18 protein-coding genes and 1 riboswitch are annotated in these 20,210 nt (G+C 57.7%); of the genes, 12 read left to right on the top strand and 6 right to left on the bottom strand.

The features are described from left to right. Positions 1-28: 28 nt before the first annotated feature. Positions 29-304, bottom strand: a complete 276-nt coding sequence (ubiK, locus tag ACN28Q_RS15595; RefSeq protein WP_095847177.1) for a ubiquinone biosynthesis accessory factor UbiK — start codon at positions 302-304, stop codon at positions 29-31. 195 nt (positions 305-499) lie between these two features. Further along, a riboswitch (FMN riboswitch) is annotated at positions 500-658 on the top strand. A gap of 108 nt (positions 659-766) precedes the next feature. Between ubiK and ribB the strand changes: the two genes are divergently transcribed. Next, positions 767-1,420 carry a 3,4-dihydroxy-2-butanone-4-phosphate synthase gene (gene ribB / locus ACN28Q_RS15600; protein ID WP_095847178.1) on the top strand — a complete coding sequence of 218 codons (654 nt, stop codon included), beginning with the start codon at positions 767-769 and terminating at the stop codon, positions 1,418-1,420. Positions 1,421-1,497: 77 nt separating this feature from the next. Here ribB and zupT read toward each other — a convergent pair whose 3' ends face one another. Next, positions 1,498-2,265, bottom strand: coding sequence for a zinc transporter ZupT (zupT, locus tag ACN28Q_RS15605; RefSeq protein ID WP_095847179.1), 768 nt, complete (start codon positions 2,263-2,265; stop codon positions 1,498-1,500). Between the two features lie 480 nt (positions 2,266-2,745). Here zupT and ygiD point away from each other — a divergent pair, with 480 nt between their 5' ends. After that, the gene (ygiD, locus tag ACN28Q_RS15610; protein WP_095849050.1) at positions 2,746-3,528 is read left to right on the top strand and encodes a 4,5-DOPA-extradiol-dioxygenase; all 783 of its coding nucleotides are present in this window, start codon (positions 2,746-2,748) and stop codon (positions 3,526-3,528) included. Between the two features lie 219 nt (positions 3,529-3,747). Next, positions 3,748-5,064: a glycoside hydrolase family 68 protein gene (locus ACN28Q_RS15615; RefSeq protein ID WP_165907043.1), complete on the top strand. Its 1,317-nt coding sequence runs from the start codon at positions 3,748-3,750 to the stop codon at positions 5,062-5,064. A 66-nt stretch (positions 5,065-5,130) separates the two neighbouring features. Here the strand turns inward: ACN28Q_RS15615 and ACN28Q_RS15620 are convergent, their stop codons facing one another. Together ACN28Q_RS15620 and ACN28Q_RS15625 are read right to left on the bottom strand one after the other, a co-directional pair. After that, positions 5,131-6,291 (bottom strand): glutathionylspermidine synthase family protein, encoded by a 1,161-nt coding sequence (locus ACN28Q_RS15620; protein WP_095847180.1) that lies wholly within the window; start codon positions 6,289-6,291, stop codon positions 5,131-5,133. A gap of 3 nt (positions 6,292-6,294) precedes the next feature. Then, positions 6,295-6,951: a DUF1190 family protein gene (locus ACN28Q_RS15625; protein ID WP_095849052.1), complete on the bottom strand. Its 657-nt coding sequence runs from the start codon at positions 6,949-6,951 to the stop codon at positions 6,295-6,297. Between the two features lie 353 nt (positions 6,952-7,304). On the opposite strand from ACN28Q_RS15625, the gene ACN28Q_RS15630 reads away from it, so the two are divergent. From ACN28Q_RS15630 to dhaM, 4 genes are all read left to right on the top strand, one after another. Continuing rightward, positions 7,305-8,408, top strand: coding sequence for a glycerol dehydrogenase (locus ACN28Q_RS15630; RefSeq protein ID WP_095847181.1), 1,104 nt, complete (start codon positions 7,305-7,307; stop codon positions 8,406-8,408). Positions 8,409-8,463: 55 nt separating this feature from the next. Further along, complete coding sequence (dhaK, locus tag ACN28Q_RS15635) at positions 8,464-9,534, top strand: dihydroxyacetone kinase subunit DhaK (protein ID WP_095847182.1); 1,071 nt, start codon at positions 8,464-8,466, stop codon at positions 9,532-9,534. A gap of 89 nt (positions 9,535-9,623) precedes the next feature. Then, the gene (gene dhaL / locus ACN28Q_RS15640) at positions 9,624-10,253 is read left to right on the top strand and encodes a dihydroxyacetone kinase subunit DhaL (RefSeq protein ID WP_095847183.1); all 630 of its coding nucleotides are present in this window, start codon (positions 9,624-9,626) and stop codon (positions 10,251-10,253) included. A 66-nt stretch (positions 10,254-10,319) separates the two neighbouring features. After that, entirely contained in the window at positions 10,320-11,750 is a 1,431-nt protein-coding gene (dhaM, locus tag ACN28Q_RS15645; RefSeq protein WP_095847184.1) for a dihydroxyacetone kinase phosphoryl donor subunit DhaM, read from the top strand. Here the strand turns inward: dhaM and dhaR are convergent. Together dhaR and tolC are read right to left on the bottom strand one after the other, a co-directional pair. Continuing rightward, positions 11,747-13,696 carry a dihydroxyacetone kinase operon transcriptional regulator DhaR gene (gene dhaR / locus ACN28Q_RS15650; RefSeq protein WP_095847185.1) on the bottom strand — a complete coding sequence of 650 codons (1,950 nt, stop codon included), beginning with the start codon at positions 13,694-13,696 and terminating at the stop codon, positions 11,747-11,749. The genes dhaM and dhaR overlap by 4 nt on opposite strands. A 134-nt stretch (positions 13,697-13,830) precedes the next feature. Continuing rightward, the gene (gene tolC / locus ACN28Q_RS15655; RefSeq protein WP_095847186.1) at positions 13,831-15,324 is read right to left on the bottom strand and encodes an outer membrane channel protein TolC; all 1,494 of its coding nucleotides are present in this window, start codon (positions 15,322-15,324) and stop codon (positions 13,831-13,833) included. A gap of 292 nt (positions 15,325-15,616) precedes the next feature. On the opposite strand from tolC, the gene nudF reads away from it, so the two are divergent. The 5 genes from nudF (at position 15,617) to parE (ending at position 20,156) form a co-directional block, all read left to right on the top strand. Further along, the gene (gene nudF, locus ACN28Q_RS15660; protein ID WP_095847187.1) at positions 15,617-16,252 is read left to right on the top strand and encodes an ADP-ribose diphosphatase; all 636 of its coding nucleotides are present in this window, start codon (positions 15,617-15,619) and stop codon (positions 16,250-16,252) included. Continuing rightward, on the top strand, positions 16,249-16,674 hold the full coding sequence (locus ACN28Q_RS15665; protein ID WP_095847188.1) for a DUF1249 family protein: 426 nt from the start codon (positions 16,249-16,251) through the stop codon (positions 16,672-16,674). Before nudF ends, ACN28Q_RS15665 begins: the two co-directional genes overlap by 4 nt. Before the next feature lie 27 nt (positions 16,675-16,701). Further along, positions 16,702-17,529: a 3',5'-cyclic-AMP phosphodiesterase gene (cpdA, locus tag ACN28Q_RS15670; RefSeq protein WP_095847189.1), complete on the top strand. Its 828-nt coding sequence runs from the start codon at positions 16,702-16,704 to the stop codon at positions 17,527-17,529. A 102-nt stretch (positions 17,530-17,631) separates the two neighbouring features. Next, positions 17,632-18,213, top strand: a complete 582-nt coding sequence (gene yqiA, locus ACN28Q_RS15675; RefSeq protein WP_095847190.1) for an esterase YqiA — start codon at positions 17,632-17,634, stop codon at positions 18,211-18,213. A gap of 47 nt (positions 18,214-18,260) precedes the next feature. Beyond that, positions 18,261-20,156: a DNA topoisomerase IV subunit B gene (gene parE / locus ACN28Q_RS15680; RefSeq protein ID WP_095847191.1), complete on the top strand. Its 1,896-nt coding sequence runs from the start codon at positions 18,261-18,263 to the stop codon at positions 20,154-20,156. Positions 20,157-20,210: the final 54 nt, after the last annotated feature.

Below are 20,210 nucleotides of genomic sequence, written 5' to 3' on the forward strand. Positions count from 1 at the left end.
GGGCGCGCCTTGCGCCCTTAACATAAACTTATTCGTCTTCCTGCTTGGCCTGTGGGGCCGCATTCAGTTTGCTTTCCAGCTCGTTCAGGCGCTGTTCCAGCAGGGCCAGCTTTTCCCGCGTGCGCAGCAGCACCTGGGTTTGCACATCAAACTCTTCGCGGTTGACCAGATCCAGGCGGGTAAGCTGCGCTTGCAGTATCTGGCGGATTTTCTTTTCGACGTCTTCCCCGAATTCACGGACACCCTTCGGCATGGACTCATGAACCTGGCGCGCGATCTGTTCAATTTTTTTCGGGTCTATCATGGTATATCCCTTTCTGATATTGGGTGGCGATAGCATTAGTGTAATGCGAGTTGCCCAGCGGATAAACAACAAGGCACTCTTCGGCGCAGGATCTTGTACTCGGTGTGAGGCCGATTCAGTGTATTTACGCTAAATGTATTAGCATCGCAATTTTTGCTAATTGCCCTGATTAATCATTAGCGCTATAGTCGTTAAGCTTATTCTCAGGGCGGGGTGAAAGTCCCCACCGGCGGTAAATCATCTTCTATGATGAAAGCCCGCGAGCGCTCATCCAGCCTTTGGGTTGGGTAGAGGTCAGCAGATCCGGTGTAATTCCGGGGCCGACGGTTATAGTCCGGATGGGAGAGGGTAACGACATCTGTCGGGCTTGCGCTCGCTTGCGTTATTTTTTAGCTATCCAGCTACTCCTCAAGATCGCCCTGGTTCTGGTAATCCAATACAGTTAATTGAGGTTTTTTTACCATGAATCAGACGCTACTTTCAGATTTCGGTACGCCAACAGAACGCGTTGAACGCGCGCTGGACGCTTTGCGCAACGGGCGCGGCGTGATGGTGCTCGATGATGAAAACCGTGAAAACGAAGGTGATATGATCTTTGCCGCAGAAAACATGACCGTTGAGCAAATGGCGTTGACCATTCGCCACGGCAGCGGCATTGTCTGCCTGTGCATTACCGAAGAACGTCGCCAGCAGCTTGAACTGCCGATGATGGTGGCCAACAACTCCAGCCATTTCCAAACGGCGTTCACCGTAACCATTGAAGCCGCGCAGGGCGTGACCACCGGGGTTTCCGCCGCGGATCGCCTGACGACCATCCGCGCTGCCATCGCCGACAACGCCGCGCCGAGCGATCTTAACCGCCCTGGCCACGTTTTCCCGCTGCGCGCGCAGCCGGGCGGGGTGCTGAACCGCCGCGGCCATACGGAAGCCACGATCGATCTGGTTTCCATGGCCGGTTTTAAACCTGCCGGCGTACTGTGCGAGTTGACCAACGATGATGGCAGCATGGCCCATGCGCCGGAAGTGATCGAATTTGCCAAACAGCACGATATGCTGGTGCTGACGATTGAAGATCTGGTGGCTTACCGCCAACAGCATGAGCAAAAGGCCAGCTGATTTACGCCAACGCCCTCCATTGGAGGGTGTTGTTCATTAGGTTCTTCCGCATTGCGCCCACAGGCGCTTTTCCTTTCTTAGCCGATGCCGCCGCTTTGCAGCAACGTCAGGCTGAAACCCATCACCGCCATACCGCACAGCACGCCATAGCTCGGGTTGTTGTTGGGATCGATTTCTTTGGCCAGCGGCATCAGTTCATCCACCGACAGCGCCACCATAATGCCAGCGACCGCCGCCATGATCGCCGCCATCAGCACCGGGGAAATCATCGGCCCAATCAGCAGGAACGCCAGCACGCCGCCAAGTATTTCCGCCATGCCTGAAATCCCCGACCACAGCAACGCTTTGGTTTTGGAACCGGTAGCCGCATACACCGGGCCGGCGACCGCCAACCCTTCCGGAATATTGTGAATGGCCACCGCCAACGCAATCCCCATGCCCAGCTCCAGATCGGCGCTGGCGGTAATAAAGGTGGCGATGCCTTCCGGGAAGTTATGCAGGCTAATGCCCAGTGTCAGCAGCAGCGCCGTGCGCTTCAGGTTGTGCGGGGTAATCGGGGCATCCACCAGATCCTGCGGATGCTGGTGCGGCAGCATGCGATCCAGCGCGAAATAGCCCAACAGGCCAACCATAAACATGCCATAGCCCAATATCGGCGACATGCCTTGGGTGTGTAGCGCCGCAGGTAGCATTTCCATCAGTGAGATCAACAGCATAATCCCGGCGGCAAAGCCAAGCGCAAAGGCCAGCACCCGGTTAGACGGTTTTTGGCCAATAATGCCTAGCAGGGCGCCAACAAAGGTTGCGCCGCCAGCCAGCAAGGTGAGGATCAGCGGTACAGACATTGTGGGCTCCTCGGTATCTCATCAATATTTCGCATTTTCTGATACTAACAGAGTAGTAGTATAAATCGAGTGGATCTGGCTGATTGTTCTCATCGTTATACCCTTCATACTTCAAGCTGCAGGTGTGTTGGCTTGGTTACTCGGCCCATCCCTGAGCCTCGCCCCAAAGGGGCCGCTGTTAACAGCGTTCAAATCTGCTCCCGGCAGATTTGTCGCTCACCCCAGTCACTTACTCAAGTAAGCTCCTGGGGATTCGCTGCGTTGCCGCGTGATTCGGCCATACGGCCTCACCCCTACGGGGCCAGCGCTAGCGCTGTTCAAAAACGCTTTTGCGTTTTTGTCCTGCAACTCGAATTATTTTGGGTATATCACCATTCAAAATTATTGAATATCATCATCATGGTTATCCGGCTGTGCCGGTGCGGCAAAGGGCGTAAGGTGGTTGGCATAAACCGGCTAACCTCTCTGGAGAAGAATATGATGACCACGTCCCGCATGCCTGCGCTGTTCTTAGGGCACGGCAGCCCAATGAATGTATTGGAAGACAACCGTTATACCCAGGCGTGGCGCGAACTGGGGGTGAAACTGCCGCGGCCGAAAGCGATTATCGCGGTTTCTGCCCACTGGTATACCCGCGGCACGGCGGTAACGGCGATGGAAAACCCGAAAACCATCCATGATTTTGGCGGTTTTCCCCAGGCGCTGTTTGATACCCAATATCCGGCGCCGGGCTCTCCGGCGTTGGCGGCGCGGATACAGCAACAGTTGGCGCCGTTGCCGGTGATTGCCGACACCCGTGAATGGGGGCTGGATCACGGCGCCTGGGGCGTGCTGATCAAAATGTACCCGCAGGCGGATATCCCGGTCGTGCAGCTAAGCGTTGACGGGACGCAGCCTGCGTCTTATCACTTCGAGCTTGGGCGAAAACTGGCGGCGCTGCGTGATGAAGGGATCATGATCGTCGCCAGCGGCAACGTGGTGCATAACCTGCGTAAGGTGAAGTGGGAAGGGGACGGCAGCCCATACCCTTGGGCACAGGCATTTAACCAGTACGTGCATGACAACCTGGCCTACCGCGGGGATGACCACCCGTTGGTGAACTTTATGCAGCATGAAGGGGCCGCACTCGCCAACCCAACGCCGGAACATTTCTTGCCGCTGCTGTACGTGCTTGGCGCATGGGATGGTAACGAGCCGATCGGCATCCCGGTAGATGGGATTGAAATGGGGGCGCTCAGTATGCTCTCGGTTCAGGTGGGTTAATTTTCTGAATGCCAGTCGCTGACTGGCATTTTTTTGTCGTTTTTTCAGCTTTTTATCGCCGCTGACGTTGTGTCAGCGGCCAGCAAGCCGGCACCCGCCTGGAAAGGGGGTTTTGGTCTTGATCCGGAAATCACCTCGCTCTATAGTGAATTCACTGTACAAACATACAGTGTTTAACAAAAGTCATATTTTAATTGATTGATTAACGAGGTATTTCCTATGAAAACGACCACCACGAATTTCGGCCAACAACCCCTGAAAGCGGCCACTGCCAAGTTCGGCCAACAGCCGAATCAATCCACCATCTGGACCCGTGCCGACGCGCTGAAAGTGCGTGCCGATGACCCGACCACCACGCAACCGTTGGTTAGCGTTGATTTCCCGGTGCTGAGCGATACGGTGTTTATTTGGGATACCATGCCGCTGCGTGATATCAACGGTAACGTCACTTCCGTTGACGGCTGGTCAGTGATTTTCACCCTGACGGCAGACCGCCAGCCGACCAATCCTGATTACCTGGATGAAAACGGCAACTATGACATCAACCTCGACTGGAACGATCGTCATGGCCGGGCAAAAATGTGCTACTGGTTCTCCCGCACCAGCAAAGACTGGGTATATGGCGGCCGTGTGATGGCGGACGGTGTGTCACCGACCACCCGCGAATGGGCCGGCTCGCCGATTTTGCTCAACGACCAGGGCGATGTGGATCTGTACTACACTGCCGTTACCCCTGGCGCGACCATTGTGAAAGTGCGTGGCCGCGTGGTGACTACTGAACACGGCGTTGACATGGTTGGCTTCAAAAAAGTGTCTTCGCTGTTCGAAGCCGACGGCAAAATGTATCAAACCGAAGCGCAAAACCCGTACTGGGGCTTCCGCGACCCATGGCCGTTCCGCGATCCGGAGAGTGGCAAGCTGTATATGCTGTTTGAAGGCAATGTGGCCGGGGAACGAGGTTCGCACAAAGTGGGTGAAGCGGAAATCGGCGACGTGCCACCGGGCTACGAAGATGTAGGCAACTCGCGTTACCAGACCGCCTGCGTCGGTATTGCGGTTGCGCGTGATGAAGACGGCGATGACTGGGAACTGCTGCCGCCATTGATTACAGCGGTTGGCGTTAATGACCAGACGGAACGCCCACACCTGTTGTTCCAGGACGGCAAATATTACCTGTTCACCATCAGCCATCAGTACACTTATGCCGATGGCCTGACCGGCCCGGATGGTGTGTACGGTTTTGTCGCGGATTCACTGTTCGGCCCTTACGTGCCGCTGAACGGTTCCGGCCTGGTGTTGGGTAACCCGTCAAGCCAGCCGTTCCAGACCTATTCCCACTATGTGATGCCGAACGGGCTGGTCACCTCGTTTATCGACAACGTGCCGCTTGATGACAATGATGCCGATGCCGGCTTCCGCGTCGGCGGCACTGAAGCGCCAACGGTGGGCATCAAGCTGGTGGGCGATCGCACCTTCGTGGTGGAAGAATATGACTACGGTTATATTCCGCCAATCATTGATGTGACCCTGAAATAACCGGAGGGAATGCCCGGGCACGGCAACGTGCCCGGGTTTTCTGCCGTTTGGCATTGGCCGCGCGCTTTAATCCAGAATGATGTGCGGATAGAAGCGCGACAGATCCTGGGTGATCAGCGCGCGATCTTCCCGCAGACCGATACCACAGGGTTGATCGTTCACCAGCCAACTGCCGATCAAGGTATAGCTGCCGTCAAACTGCGGCAACGGATGGAACTGCTGCACGATCATGCCTTCTTCACCATACGGGCCATCGGCCTGCGCGGCGATCTGGCCGTTTTGCACGATCTGGATATTCGCCCCTTCGCGTGAGAACAGCGGCTTGATGACGTAGTTTTCCATCGCCGGATGTTCGTCTTCGGCAAAATAGGCGGGCAACAGGTTCGGGTGGTTGGGGAACATCTCCCACAGCAGCGGCAGTAGCGCCTTGTTGGAGATAATGCTTTTCCATGCCGGCTCCAGCCAGCGCACGCCAGCATCTTCCAGCTTGGTGGAAAACATTTCACGCAGCATGAATTCCCACGGGTACAGTTTAAACAGATTGCCGATCACCTGGTCTTGCAGATCGGTAAACTGGCCCTTTTCCCCCAGCCCGATATCTTCCATAAACAGGAACTCGGTCGCCAAATCGGCTTCCAGCGCGCAGTCTTGCAGATATTGCACCGTCCCCCGATCTTCCACGCTATCCCGGCAACAGGCCATATGCAGCAGGCTAAACCCGTGGTGCGCCTTTAATTGCGCAAAGCGCTCAATCAGTTTTTCCTGCAGGCTGTTGTACTGATCGGCCTGTTCCGGCAGGCGGCCGGCGTTAAGCTGATCTTCCAGCCAAATCCATTGGAAAAAGGCGGCCTCGTACAGCGACGTTGGCGTATCGGCGTTGTTTTCCAGCAGCTTTGGCGGGTTGACGCCATCATAGGCCAGATCGAGGCGTGAATAGAGCGAGGGCTGGTTAGTGCGCCAGGCGCTGCGGACGAATTCCCAGGTGTGCTTCGGAATACGGAACTTCGCCATCAGCGCATCGCTGGCGACCACTTTTTCCACCACCTGCAGGCACATCTGGTGCAGTTCGGCGGTGGCGTCTTCGATCTCTTCGATCTGTGCCAGCGTAAATTGATAATAGGCATCTTCACACCAGTAGGGTTCGCCATACATGGTGTGGAAATTGAAACCGAACTCGGTGGCTTTTTCACGCCAGTCTGGGCGTTCGGTGATAGCAACGCGTTTCATCGATTAACCGCCCATGGTGCGTGAGCTGGAGGTGGCGCTGCTGCGTTGCATGGTGGCCTGCTTGGCGACGGATTCGCCAAAACCGCCGCGGGTAACGGTGTTGGTGACCGCCGGTTTTGGCGCCATGGCGGTTTTCGGCACCGTCATCGTGCGGCCGCCGGCCGTCGCCGGGCCATAGTTCTTGCCGGTGGCGTCAACGAACTTACCGTTGGCCGGGCTGGCGGGGTTTTTGGAGGTGAACAGCGGCTGTTGGGCAAAGCCAGCGCCGCCCATCATCCGGCCCATCATATAGCCCGCCATCAGCGGCATCCAGAAGCTGCCGCTGCTTTGCGATTCTGCCGCCATGCCCGCTTGCGCCGGCGCTTGGGTGCATTGCGCTTCGCCAAACTCCGCCACGCAGTCTTCGCGGGTGGCGTATTTCGGCGCGGTTTTTTCGGCTTCTTTCAAGGCATTGTTGTAAGCCGTGGAGCACTGCTCGCTCATAGAAGGATTGGAGCGTGAACAGTCATCGGCATTTTGGTACAGCGATACGGTTTCATCGGCCTTTTCACAACCGGCCAACATAAATACCGCACTGACGGCCAGCGCGACGGGGGCCATGCGGTAGTTACGCCAGGATTTGCGGAACGTCTCTCTATTGATGTTTTTTGTCCGTTTCATCGGCATTAAATTCCATTATTCATTATTTTAGCCATGCGGCCTTTTCCCAGTAGGTGGCGTAAGAATAGGGGAAAGATGTGCAAAATTAAAGCTGAAACGCGCGGAAAATCGACTCTTTACGCAGGATTACGTGGCGGTGTGCGCCAGTTCTCTTTAATCGCGAAAACGTTGTCCTGAATGTTCCGTTTTGGAACGTTTTGCCGGGCTGACCGTTTCGCAATGGAACGAAAATCGCCAGGCTCGTAATGCCTGTGGGCGGCCGTATAGTCATTGGTAACAACCAGCCGGCGGAAGACCGGCAACAACCTCACCTGAAATCTGAACATCGCCAATGAACCCAGAAGGAGCCGGTTATGTTAAGAATCATCCAATCACCCAGTAAATATATCCAGGGCCTGAACGCGTTAGCCTCCGTTGGCCAATATGCGAAATCACTGGCTGAGCACTATTTTATTATCGCCGATGACTTTGTGATGAAACTGGCGGGCGACACCGTGATGGGTAGCCTGCAACAGCACGGCGTTAAACATCATGCCTGCGTTTTTAACGGCGAATGCAGCCATAAAGAGATCGATCGCCTTGGTCAGGAACTGAAAGACCAGGGGTGCAACGGCGTTATTGGCATGGGCGGCGGCAAGACGCTGGATACCGCCAAAGCCATTGCCTATTACCAGAAAGTCCCGGTGGTGCTGATCCCGACTATCGCTTCAACCGATGCGCCGACCAGCGCGCTCTCCGTGGTCTATACCGAGCAAAGCCAGTTTGAAGAGTACCTGATTTACCCCACGCCGCCGAACATGGTGATCATGGACAGCGCGATCATCGCCAAAGCCCCGGTGCGTTTGCTGGTGGCCGGGATGGGCGATGGGCTTTCCACCTACTTTGAAGCACAGGCCTGCTTTGATGCCCAGGCAACCAGCATGGCCGGCGGTAAATCAACGCTGGCGGCACTGAGCCTGGCGCGCCTGTGCTATGAAACCCTGCTGAAAGAGGGCTTCAAGGCCAAGTTGGCGGTTGAGGCCGGCGTGGTGACCGAATCGGTTGAGCGCGTGATCGAAGCCAATACCTATCTGAGCGGCCTGGGCTTTGAAAGCAGCGGCCTGGCGGCGGCTCACGCCATCCACAACGGGTTCACCGTGCTGAAAGAGACCCACCACCTTTACCACGGTGAAAAAGTGGCGTTCGGTACCTTGTCGCAGCTGGTGCTGCAAAACAGCTCCGAAGAGCAGATCGAAACGGTGATGCGCTTCTGCCACCGGCTGGGGTTGCCGATCACGTTGGCCGAGATGGGCGTGACGGAAGATCTGCCGGCGAAAATCCAGGCGGTTGCCGAAGCAAGCTGCGCGGAAGGCGAAACCATTCATAACATGCCGTTCAAAGTCACGCCGGCCAGCGTACAGGCGGCCATTTTGACCATGGATCGGCTGGGGCGTGCCTGGTTGCAACAGCACGCATAACTACCATCGCGGGCGTGGCATGCCGCGCTCGCTATGCCAGACAGAGGAATGAACCGTGAAAAAACTGATCAATGAGGTTGAATCGGTCCTGGAGGAACAGTTGCGGGGCCTGGGCGAGGCTCACCCCGAGCTACAGGTGCATCAGGATCCGCTGTTTGTGGTGCGTGCGGATGCGCCGGTGCCGGGCAAGGTGGCGGTGCTTTCCGGCGGCGGCAGCGGCCATGAACCAATGCATTGCGGCTTTGTCGGGGAGGGGATGCTTGATGGCGCCTGCCCGGGGGAAATCTTTACCTCACCCACGCCGGATAAAATGTATGAGTGCGGCCAGGCCATCGACGGCGGCGCCGGGGTGTTGTTTCTGGTCAAAAACTACACCGGCGACGTGCTGAATTTTGAAACGGCCACCGAGCTGTTGCACGACAGCGGCGTGCAGGTCGCGACGGTGTTGGTTGATGACGATGTGGCGGTAAAAGACAGCCTGTTTACCGCCGGGCGCCGTGGCGTTGCCAACACGGTGCTGATGGAAAAACTGCTGGGGGCGGCGGCGGCGCGTGGCGATAGCCTGGATGCGCTGGTGACGTTCGGCCACAAGATCAACAACCAGGGGCATTCAATCGGCATCGCGCTGGGGGCGTGCACGGTACCGGCGGCCGGCAAACCGTCGTTTGTACTGGCGGAGAATGAAATGGAGTTCGGCGTGGGCATCCACGGCGAACCGGGCATCGCACGGCGGCCGTTCACCACCCTGAACCAGGCAGTGGACGACATGTTCAAAACCCTGATTGAACACGGCCACTACAAACGCACCCTGCGGGTGTGGGATCGCCAACATGGCGAATGGCGTGAAGAGATCCAAGAGAAGCAGCCGCTGGCACGCGGCGATCGCGTGATTGCGCTGGTGAATAACCTGGGGGCCACGCCGCTTTCCGAATTGTACGGTGTTTACCACCGCCTGACGGCGCTCTGCGCCGAGGCCGGCATTATCATTGAACGCGATCTGGTGGGCTCTTATTGCACCTCGCTGGATATGCAGGGGGTTTCCATCACCTTACTGAAAGCCGATGACGAGGTGCTGTCGTTGTGGGATGCACCGGTAAAAACGCCCGCATTACGCTGGGGATGTTAGGTAAACGTAGGGCTGTGGGCCGGGTTAAGGCCCACGGCGAGGCGCTTGCCGCGCTAAGCCCGCAGCAAGTCATGGCCTGAGGAGGAAACATGGCATTAACGAAACAGCAGGTGGTGGATTGGCTAATGCGCTGTGCGGCAGTGTTTGCCGAACAGCGTGATTTTCTGACGCGCCTGGATACCGAGATTGGCGATGCCGATCATGGCCTGAATATGAACCGCGGCTTCAATAAAGTGGCGGAAAAACTGCCTTCGGTGGCGGACAAGGACATCGGTTTTATCCTGAAAAATACCGGGATGACATTGCTGTCTAGCGTCGGGGGCGCCAGCGGCCCGCTGTTCGGTACGTTTTTCATCCGCGCCGCGCAGGCGGCCAATGCCAAGCAAAGCCTGGATTTGGAAGAATTGCACCAGGTGATGCAGCAAGGGGTGGAAGGCGTGGTGATGCGCGGCAAAGCCGAGCCGGGCGATAAAACCATGTGTGATGTTTGGTGGCCGGTGGTGGCGAGCCTGGGGCAATCCGCCCGGCAGCAGCTTAACCTGGTCGATGCGCTGGATATCGCCGTCGGCGAGGCGGAAAAAGCCGTGGAAAGCACCATCACCATGCAGGCGCGCAAGGGGCGGGCCAGCTACCTGGGGGAACGCAGCATTGGCTATCAGGATCCGGGGGCGACCTCGGTAATGCTGATGATAAAAACATTGGCGCAGGTGGTTGGCTAAGCCATGCCTGCCGCGGTGCGTATACCGTGGCGTTTGGCTTGGTTAAGGCAACCCCAGGGAGGTGAGATGATCAATATCGTGGTGGTTTCGCACAGTGCGCAATTGGCGCGCGGCGTGCAGGAATTAGCGCAGCAGATGATGCGCGCCGATGGTTGCCAACTGGCGTTGGCGGCCGGGGTGGATGATGAAGAACACCCTATCGGCACGGATGCCGTCAAAGTGATGGACGCGATCAACAGCGTTGCCCAGGGCGACGGAATTGTGGTGCTGATGGATTTGGGCAGCGCGTTATTAAGTGCGGAAACGGCGTTGGAACTGCTGGAGCCGGCGGTGGCGGCAAAAGTCAAACTGTGTTCGGCGCCGCTGGTGGAAGGCACTCTGGCGGCGGTGGTGGCCGCCAATGCCGGTGCGCCGCTGGCGCAGGTGCTGGCTGAGGCGCAGGGGGCGTTGCAGGCCAAACAGGCCCAGCTCGGCGAGGCGCCGGGCGCCGAGGAAAACGTCGGCCTGCCGTTGACCGAGGGGAAAAGCGTCAGTTGGCTGGTGCAAAACCCGCACGGCCTGCATGCCCGGCCGGCGGCGCGGCTAGCGGAAACCCTGGCGCCCTTCGACGCCGAACTGCTGTTGGAAAAAAACGGGCAATGCGTTAACCCGCGCAGCCTGAACCAACTGGCGCTCTTGCAGGTGCGCCACGGCGATACCATCCGCCTGATCGCTAACGGCACACAGGCCGATCAGGCGCTGGCGGCGTTTAAAGCGTTGGCGGAACAGCATTTTGGCGAAACGATATCGGCCCAGCAGCAGCCATCGCTGCACGGCATGCCGGTGGCGGAAAGCGTCAGCACCGGCCCGGTGTTGCAAGCCGCCAGTTTCTGGCCGGCGGTGGCTGAAAAATTGATCGGCGCCGATGACGTGATTAACGAGCAACAACGGCTGCGGGAAGCCCTGCAACATACGCTGAGCGATCTAAACAAGTTGGCGGAGCGAACGGCGACGCTGATCGGTAAGCCGCAGGCCGGTATTTTCGGTGCGCACAGCATGCTGTTGGACGATCCGGATCTGCAGCAGCAGGCCTATGCCCGCATTGCCCAGCGGCTTTACTGTGCGGAACGGGCATGGCGGGAAGTGCTTGAGGCGGTGGCCGATGACTATCTGGCGCTGGACGATGCCTACCTGCGGGCGCGTGAACTGGACGTGCGCGATCTGCTGCGCCGCACCCTGTGCCACCTGCAACAGCAAACGATCCCGCCGATCCCGCTGGCGGAACCGGTGATTCTGATGATGGATGAGATCATGCCTTCTGATGTGGTGATGCTGGATCGGCGCATGGTGCTCGGCATTTGCCTGAGCGGCGGTAGCGTTGTTTCGCACAGCGCCATTCTGGCCAAAGCGATGGGCATCCCGATGGTAGTGGGGCTGAGCGGCTGCATGGAAAAAACCCGCAGCGGCCAAAAGGTGATGCTGGATGCGGCCCGCGGGGTGCTGCAGCTTAGCCACTAAGCGTGCGGCTTGAACTGGCTGATATCGATCTGGTATTGCTTGATTTTTCGCCACAGCGTGGTGCGGCCAATTCCCAGCAGCTGCGCCATCTCATTCAGTTGGCCCCTGCGGGTATTGGCCGCACGGATAATGGCCTGGCGTTCGGTTTCCTCCAACGTCAACGGCGGCGATCCTGGCTGCGTTTCGTTTTCCAGCAGGGGCTGATGCCCCAAAAGGTGCGCGGGCAGGTCGGCCAACTGAATGTGGTGGCCGCGGCAAATCATCGCCGCCCGCTCGACCACGCCTTTCAGCTCAAGATCGTTGCCCGGCCACAGATACAGGCTGAGCTGGGCCATAACTTCATCATCCACCCGAAAGCGGCACTGGAAGTGCTGTTCCAGCGCGCGCAGATGGTGCCTAACCAGCAGCGGAATATCGCTGACGCGCTGGCGCAGCGGCGGGATCTGGATTTCAAAGGCCTGCAGACTATAAAACAGCTGGCGGCGGAAGCGGTTTTGCTGCACCAGCAAAGGCAGATTGGCGGAGCTGGTGGCGATGATGCGCACGTCCACCGGGATCACCCGGCTGGAATTCAGGCGCATCACGACGCCGGTTTTCAACACCTGCAGCAGCGCGGCCTGCATGTCCGGCGGCAGATATTCGATCTGATCCAGATACAGCGTACCGCCGTTGGCCAGCTCGAATTTGCTCAGCAGGCCGGCCTGTTCTTCGCTGGCATCGCAGCCCAGCAGTTCGCTCAGCCCCTGAGCTTCCGGCAGCAGTTGGCAGTTGAGCGAAATATAAGGCCCGGCGGCGCGCTCGCTGGCGTTGTGGATGGCCTGGCCGAGTAACTCTTTGCCTATTCCTTCCTCGCCGCACAGCAGTAGCGGATGGTGGCCTTTCGCCGCCTGTTGGCCGTAGCGGATCAGGCGGCGCATTTCCAGCGACGCCGAAGGCATCTGTTCAAAGGTATGGCTGACGCGGCCGAGCTGGCTGCTGACGTACTGATGCATACGCTCCAGTGGGTGCAGCAGCGCGATAAAACCGCAGCGCTCCCCGTCGGGAATCGGCTTTAAGGTCAGCAGGACGGCGATAAACTGGCGCTGGCTTTCAAAGGTGACTTCGACATGGTGCAGCGCCTGACGCTGGGCGACCGCCCGGCTTAGCAGCGCGGGAAACGTCAGCAACTGCGCCAGCGGCTTGCCCTGGCTATGCTGGCCGTTGAGCTTGAGCATGTTTGCCGCCCGCTGGTTGATATATTGCAGGTTGCCGTGGTGATCCCAGGCCATGACGCCGTCTTCCACGCTTTCCAGCAGGCCATAGAGCTGGTTCAGGTGGCGGTTGGATTCAGCCAGCAGGCTGTCGGCATTGAGCGAATTACTGATGCCACGGGCGATCGCCAGCGTCAGGGAAAGATCGCCCGCTGCCCGCTCTTGCAGCAGGCACCCCAACGCGATGGCGCCGCGTTGCCGCCCGCCGTTGTCATAAATCGGCGTGGCGCAAAATGACCAGCTGTGCAGCGCCTGGCGCACGTGCTCACTGCCGCAGACCTGCATCGGGTGGCCCTCTGCGGCGGCCAGCGCCGGCGCATTGGTGCCGATATCTCCTTCGGCCCAGTAAGCGCCGGGTTTGAACCCCAGCCGTTGCAACTGCTCCCGCGTATCGGGGGCGCCGCAAAGCCACAGCATACAGCCGCTTTCATCGAGGATGAACAACACACAAAGGCGGTTTTCCATAAACTCGTAGGCGTCTTCCAGCGCCGCCTGGCCAAGCGTCAGCAGATCGTTCTTACGTTTGCAGATGGAGTGGAAAGTAGTGCCAAGCGCACAGTGCGGGGCTTTCCAGGGGGCGGGGCGCATCAGGTTACAGCAACGCAGCCAGGAGGCGTAGATTGCAGACGCAGGGCGCTGCTCCGCCGGGAGTGCCCCGGTTGCCATTAACTGCTGCCAGCGTGAAGTATTCTCCATCCAATCCTGCTCGGGCTGAGGAACGTATCCGGGAATAATATCACTGAATGCCGAACGGGAATGTGAAGCCTGCAGGGCAAGGGGGAAATAATCAGGGCGGGTAAATACCCGCCCTGGATGCTTAATGGCCCGTATCAGTTGCGGAACGGGTTGCGCGGTTGCGTGGTGGTGGCGGGCTGCGCCACGGCAGCGGGGGCCGGGGCAGAAACGGCGGCGACCGGCGCAGCCGTATTGCTGCTGTTGCGATCTACATAGGCATCCTGCGCGGTGGTTGGCGGCGCCACCACATCCTGCGAGGTGGAGATCGGGGTGCCCAGCGCGCCGTTGAGCATCAGCAGATCGTTTTCGTTTAACGTCCCGAGTGCGGATTTGATGTTCAACTGGTTAATCAGGTAGGTATAGCGTGCGCTGGAAAGCTGTTGTTTGGCATTGTAGAGCGTGGTGGTAGCGTCCAACACGTCGACGATGGTGCGCGTGCCCACCTGGTAGCCGGCTTCCATGGCATCCAATGAGCTCTGTGCGGAAACCACCGCCTGTTGATAGGCGTTGATGCTGCTGATGGAGGCATTGATGTTATTGAAGGAAGAACGAACGGTTTGTACCACGCTGCGGTGTGAGCTTTCCAACTGTTCACTGGCGGCGACAAAATTGTACTGCGCCTGCTTCACCACCGAGCTGGTCTGGCCGCCGCTATAGAGCGGCAGGTTCAGGCTCACGCCGATTTTGTTCTGGCCGGCGTCGCTGTCGCTGTAGTTGCCGGCGCTGGTGGCGGAACCGTTGTATTTGGTGTTGGTGATGCCGCTGGAGGCGCTCATGTCGATCGTCGGCAGGTGGCCGCTTTGCGCCGAGCGGATCTGTTCGCGCGCCAGATCCTGGTTCAGACGGGCTGAAAGCAGGGTCAGGTTGCGGTTTTCGGCTTCTTTCAACAGGTTGTTGACCGCTTCAGGGCGCTGGGTAGCGAAACGGGTGGTATTCAGCGAAGCCAGTTCCGGGTAGAAATTGCCGGTTATCTGGCGCAGGCTTTCCAGCGCGTTATCCAGATTGTTGCGGGCCGTCACTTCGTTCGCCAGCACCGTGTCATAGCTGGAACGGGCGTTTTGCACATCGGTAATGGCAACCAGGCCGACGTTAAAGCGCTGGGTGGTTTGATCCAACGTGCGGTAAACCGCCTGTTTTTGCGCCTGCACATAGGATAAGGTGTCGATCGCGTTCAGCACATCGAAGTAGGCGGTGGCGGTGTTCAGGATCAGCGACTGTTCGCTGGTTTGAAAGGTCACGTCGGCAATCCCGGCGGTTTTTTCCTGTAACGTCAGCGCACGCCATTTAGACATGTCGAAGATAACCTGCGACAGCGCGATCGAGCCGCTGGTCACATTACTGTTAATGTTGTTGGCATCGCGGTAACCGCTGTTATAAGTATAACCGGTGGTCAGGCCCAACTGCGGCAGTAATGGGCTGCGCGCTTCATTGATCTTTTCGAAAGCGGAATTACGTACAGCGGCTGCCTGGCGCAAATCCGGGTTGTTTTCCCTTGCCTGTTTATAAACTTGCAGCAGGTTCTCTGCCTGGCTCATGGCACTGAACCCGACCAGGCTCAGTCCGATAAGAAGGGGGAGCAGTTTCTTCATTTGCATTCCTTGTTGTGCAGCAATATTGCTATGTTAGCGCTGACGATAGGCGAATAGTTGCCGATTTTAGCAGAGTCCAGGCTGCGCATCAGGTGGCTGAATGTGCCCTCTGGCGCAACTTTTTTGCCTTGCTGGCCTAAGTACGGGCCATATGGCGCTGGCTGCTCACGCCTCAATTGATATTATGATGTATCACAATCTATCACAAAGAGGATGGCGGCAGGCTTACTGTTTCCGCTATCAGCCCCGGTTCTTTATACTACCACTCCATTCACGCAGGAGAATGCCACCGATGAAGCAGCTCAAAACCACACCCGTTACTTTCGGTAAAGATGATGTAGAAATTATTGCACGAGAGACGCTGTACCGTGGTTTTTTCTCGCTTAATTTATATCGGTTCCGCCATCGTTTATTCAATGGTGAAATGAGCGGGGAAGTGAAACGTGAGGTTTTTGAGCGCGGGCATGCCGCAGTGCTGCTACCTTATGATCCACTGCGTGATGAAGTTGTGTTGGTTGAGCAATTACGTATCCCGGCGTTGGAGAGCAGTAACTCCCCCTGGCTACTGGAAATGGTGGCAGGTATCATCGAAACGGGCGAAAGCGTGGAAGACGTCTGCCGGCGTGAAGCTCAGGAAGAAGCCGGCGTTGCGGTCGGGCGTTGCAAACCGGTGCTAAGCTATCTGGCCAGCCCCGGCGGCACCAGCGAACGCCTATCGATTATGGTGGGGGAAGTTGACGCCACTACCGCAGAAGGGATTCATGGGCTGGCGGCCGAAGATGAAGATATTCGTGTCCATGTGGTTAGCCGCGAACAGGCTTATTGCTGGGTAGAAGAGGGCGTAATTGATAACGCCGCATCAGTGATTGCATTGCAGTGGTTGGCGCTGCACCATGAATCGCTCAGAAAAGAATGGGTCAACTCATGACAAAACGCTATACCCCTGATTTCCCGGAAATGATGAGGCTGTGTGAAACCAACTTCGCACAATTGCGCCGCTTATTGCCGCGTAATGATGAAGTGGGTGAAACGGTGACTTATCAGGTGAACGGCGCCAGTTATCGTCTGACCATTATTGAGTCCACGCGCTATACCTCGCTGGTGGAGATCAAGCAGGTGTTCCCGGCGGTCAGCTACTGGAGCCTGCCGGCAATGACGGTGCGGCTGTACCACGACGCCATGGTTGCGGAAGTGTGTTCCAGCCAGCAGATCTACCGTTTTAAAGCACGTTATGATTATCCGAACAAAAAGTTGCATCAACGCGACGAAAAGCATCAAATTAACCAGTTTCTTGCTGATTGGCTGCGCTACTGTTTAGCGCATGGCGCGATGGCGGTTCCGGTTTGTTAGACAGACTGAAATAGCAAAGGACACCATTTGGAAAGCCTGTTTAAACTGCCCGTGGCGAGTGGGGCCAAGGTCAGAATCCTGCAAATAACAGATACCCACCTTTTTGCCGGCAAGGATGAAAGCCTGCTCGGCATTAATACCTATCGCAGCTACCTCGCGGTGCTGGAAGCCATTAAGGCACAGCAGCGGGGGGTTGATTTGATCGTCGCGACCGGCGATCTGGCGCAGGATCATTCCCAGGCCGCCTATCGGCATTTCGCCGAGGGCATTTTGCAACTGCCGGCGCCCTGTGTCTGGCTGCCGGGTAATCATGATTTCCAGCCGGCGATGGTGGACGCATTGGCCGCTGCCGGCATCACGCCTTCCAAACACGTGCTGCTGGGCGATAACTGGCAAGTGCTCCTTCTGGACAGCCAGGTTTTCGGCGTGCCGCACGGTGAACTGAGCGAATATCAGCTTGAATGGATGGAGCGCTGCCTGCAGGCCCACCCTGAGCGCTATACGCTATTGCTGCTGCACCATCATCCGCTGCCTTCCGGCTGCACCTGGCTGGATCAACACAGCCTGCGCAACCCCCATACGCTGGGGGAGATCCTATTGCGCTTTCCGAAGGTCAATACGTTGCTGTGCGGGCACATTCATCAGGAGATGGATATCGCCTGGCAGGGGCGGCGGCTGTTGGCAAGCCCTTCAACCTGCGTGCAGTTCAAACCGCATTGCACCAACTTTGCCATTGACGATCTTTCCCCCGGCTGGCGCTATCTGGATCTGCTGCCGGACGGGCGGGTGGAAACCCAGGTGTATCGCCTGGATAACGACGATTTTCGCCCTGATATGAATTCCGATGGCTATTAGGGCGGTGCTCCTTGCCGTGTTCATTCACCTGGCTACGCCCGCGCGCTGTTTTGCCCTAAAATAGCCATCAACGGCCCACGCACAACGACGAGATACCGCCTCATGTCAACGCTACTCTATTTGCACGGTTTCAACAGCTCGCCCCAGTCGGCCAAAGCGGCCGCCTTCAAGGCGTGGTTGGCCGAACATCATCCGGGCGTTGAAATGCTGGTGCCGCAACTGCCGGCCTACCCGGCGGAAACGGCGGAAATGCTCGAAAGCCTGGTGATGGCGCGCGCCGGCCGGCAGATGGGGATCGTCGGTTCTTCGCTGGGCGGCTATTACGCCACCTGGCTGTCGCAATGTTTCTCCCTGCCCGCCGTGGTGGTCAATCCCGCGGTAAAACCGTTTGAATTGCTGATTGATTACCTGGGGGAAAATGAGAACCCCTACACCGGCCAGCAATATGTGTTAGAGTCTCGTCACATTTACGATCTGAAGGTGATGCAGATCGATCCTTTGGAGTCGCCAGATTTAATCTGGCTGCTGCAGCAAACAGGGGATGAAATACTCGATTACGGCCAGGCTGTGGCGTATTACACTGCCTGCCGGCAAACGGTAGAGGCCGGTGGAAACCATGCCTTTGTCGGTTTCGAGCACTATTTTCCCCAGATTGTGGATTTTTTAGGGCTCAACGCTGTCTGAGCAGGCGGTTCCGGCACCTTCCTTTAACCACGAAAAAATAATCAACGATGACTCAATCCAGCTATAACGCTGATGCCATTGAAGTACTCAGCGGTCTAGAACCAGTGCGCCGTCGTCCCGGTATGTATACCGATACCACGCGCCCGAACCACCTTGGCCAAGAGGTGATTGATAACAGCGTCGATGAAGCGTTGGCTGGCCACGCAAAACGCATCGATGTGATCCTGCACGCCGATCAGTCACTGGAAGTGATTGATGACGGCCGCGGCATGCCGGTGGATATCCACCCGGAAGAGGGCGTGCCGGCGGTGGAGTTAATCCTGTGCCGGCTGCACGCCGGCGGCAAGTTCTCCAACAAAAACTACCAGTTCTCCGGCGGCTTGCACGGCGTGGGCATTTCGGTGGTCAACGCCTTGTCAAAACGCGTTGAGGTGAACGTGCGTCGTGGCGGCAATGTCTACAGCATGGCCTTCGAAAACGGCGATAAAGTGCAGGATCTTGAAGTGACCGGGACCTGCGGCAAACGAAACACCGGCACCAGCGTCCACTTCTGGCCGGACGAACAGTTCTTTGATAGCCCGCGCTTTTCCGTCACGCGCCTGTCGCACCTGCTGAAAGCCAAAGCGGTGCTGTGCCCGGGCGTGGAAATCTATTTCTTCGACAAGCTCAACAACACCGAACAGCGTTGGTGTTATCAGGATGGGCTAACCGATTACCTGATGGAAGCGATCAACGGCCTGATTACGCTGCCGGAAGCGCCTTTCGTCGGTACTTTCTCCGGCGATACCGAAGCCGTGGATTGGGCGCTGTTGTGGTTGCCGGAAGGCGGCGAACTGCTGACCGAAAGCTACGTCAACCTGATCCCCACCATGCAGGGGGGCACCCACGTTAACGGTTTGCGCCAGGGGTTGCTGGATGCGATGCGCGAGTTTTGCGAATTCCGCAATATCCTGCCGCGCGGCGTGAAGCTCTCCGCAGAGGATATCTGGGATCGCTGTGCTTACGTGCTGTCGGTAAAAATGCAGGATCCACAGTTCGCCGGCCAGACCAAAGAGCGTTTATCATCGCGCCAGTGCGCCGCGTTTGTCGCCGGCGTGGTGAAAGACGCCTTTAGCCTGTGGCTGAACCAGAACGTGCAGGCTGCGGAACAGCTGGCAGAACTGGCGATTTCCAGCGCCCAGCGCCGCCTGCGCGCGGCCAAGAAAGTGGTGCGCAAAAAGTTGACCAGCGGCCCCGCGCTGCCGGGTAAGCTGGCGGACTGCACGGCGCAGGACCTGAGCATGACCGAACTGTTCCTGGTGGAAGGGGATTCTGCAGGCGGCTCTGCCAAGCAGGCGCGCGATCGTGAATATCAGGCGATCATGCCGCTGAAGGGCAAAATCCTCAATACCTGGGAAGTGTCTTCGGATGAGGTGCTGGCTTCACAGGAAGTGCATGATATTTCCGTCGCGATAGGTATCGATCCCGACAGCGACGATCTCAGCCAACTGCGTTACGGCAAGATCTGTATCCTGGCGGATGCGGATTCCGACGGCCTGCATATCGCCACCTTGCTGTGCGCGCTGTTTGTGCGCCATTTCCGCGCCCTGGTGAAAGATGGGCACGTGTATGTGGCGATGCCGCCGCTGTACCGTATCGATCTTGGCAAAGAGGTCTACTATGCCCTCGACGAGGAAGAAAAAGCGGGCGTGCTGGAGCAACTGAAACGCAAGAAAGGCAAGCCTAACGTCCAGCGTTTCAAAGGGCTGGGGGAAATGAACCCGCTGCAACTGCGTGAAACCACCCTGGATCCCAACACTCGCCGGCTGGTGCAACTGACGGTGGATGACGGCAACGTCGATCAGACGTTGGCCATGATGGATATGCTGCTGGCGAAAAAACGGTCGGAAGATCGCCGTAACTGGCTGCAAGACAAGGGCGATATGGCAGAACTGTCGGTCTAACCCCGGCCAGGCCCGGTGGTTGCCGGGCTTGGTTTTCTGCGCTTGAACAGGGCG

This window comes from Gibbsiella quercinecans (assembly GCF_002291425.1).
Taxonomy (GTDB): domain Bacteria; phylum Pseudomonadota; class Gammaproteobacteria; order Enterobacterales; family Enterobacteriaceae; genus Gibbsiella; species Gibbsiella quercinecans.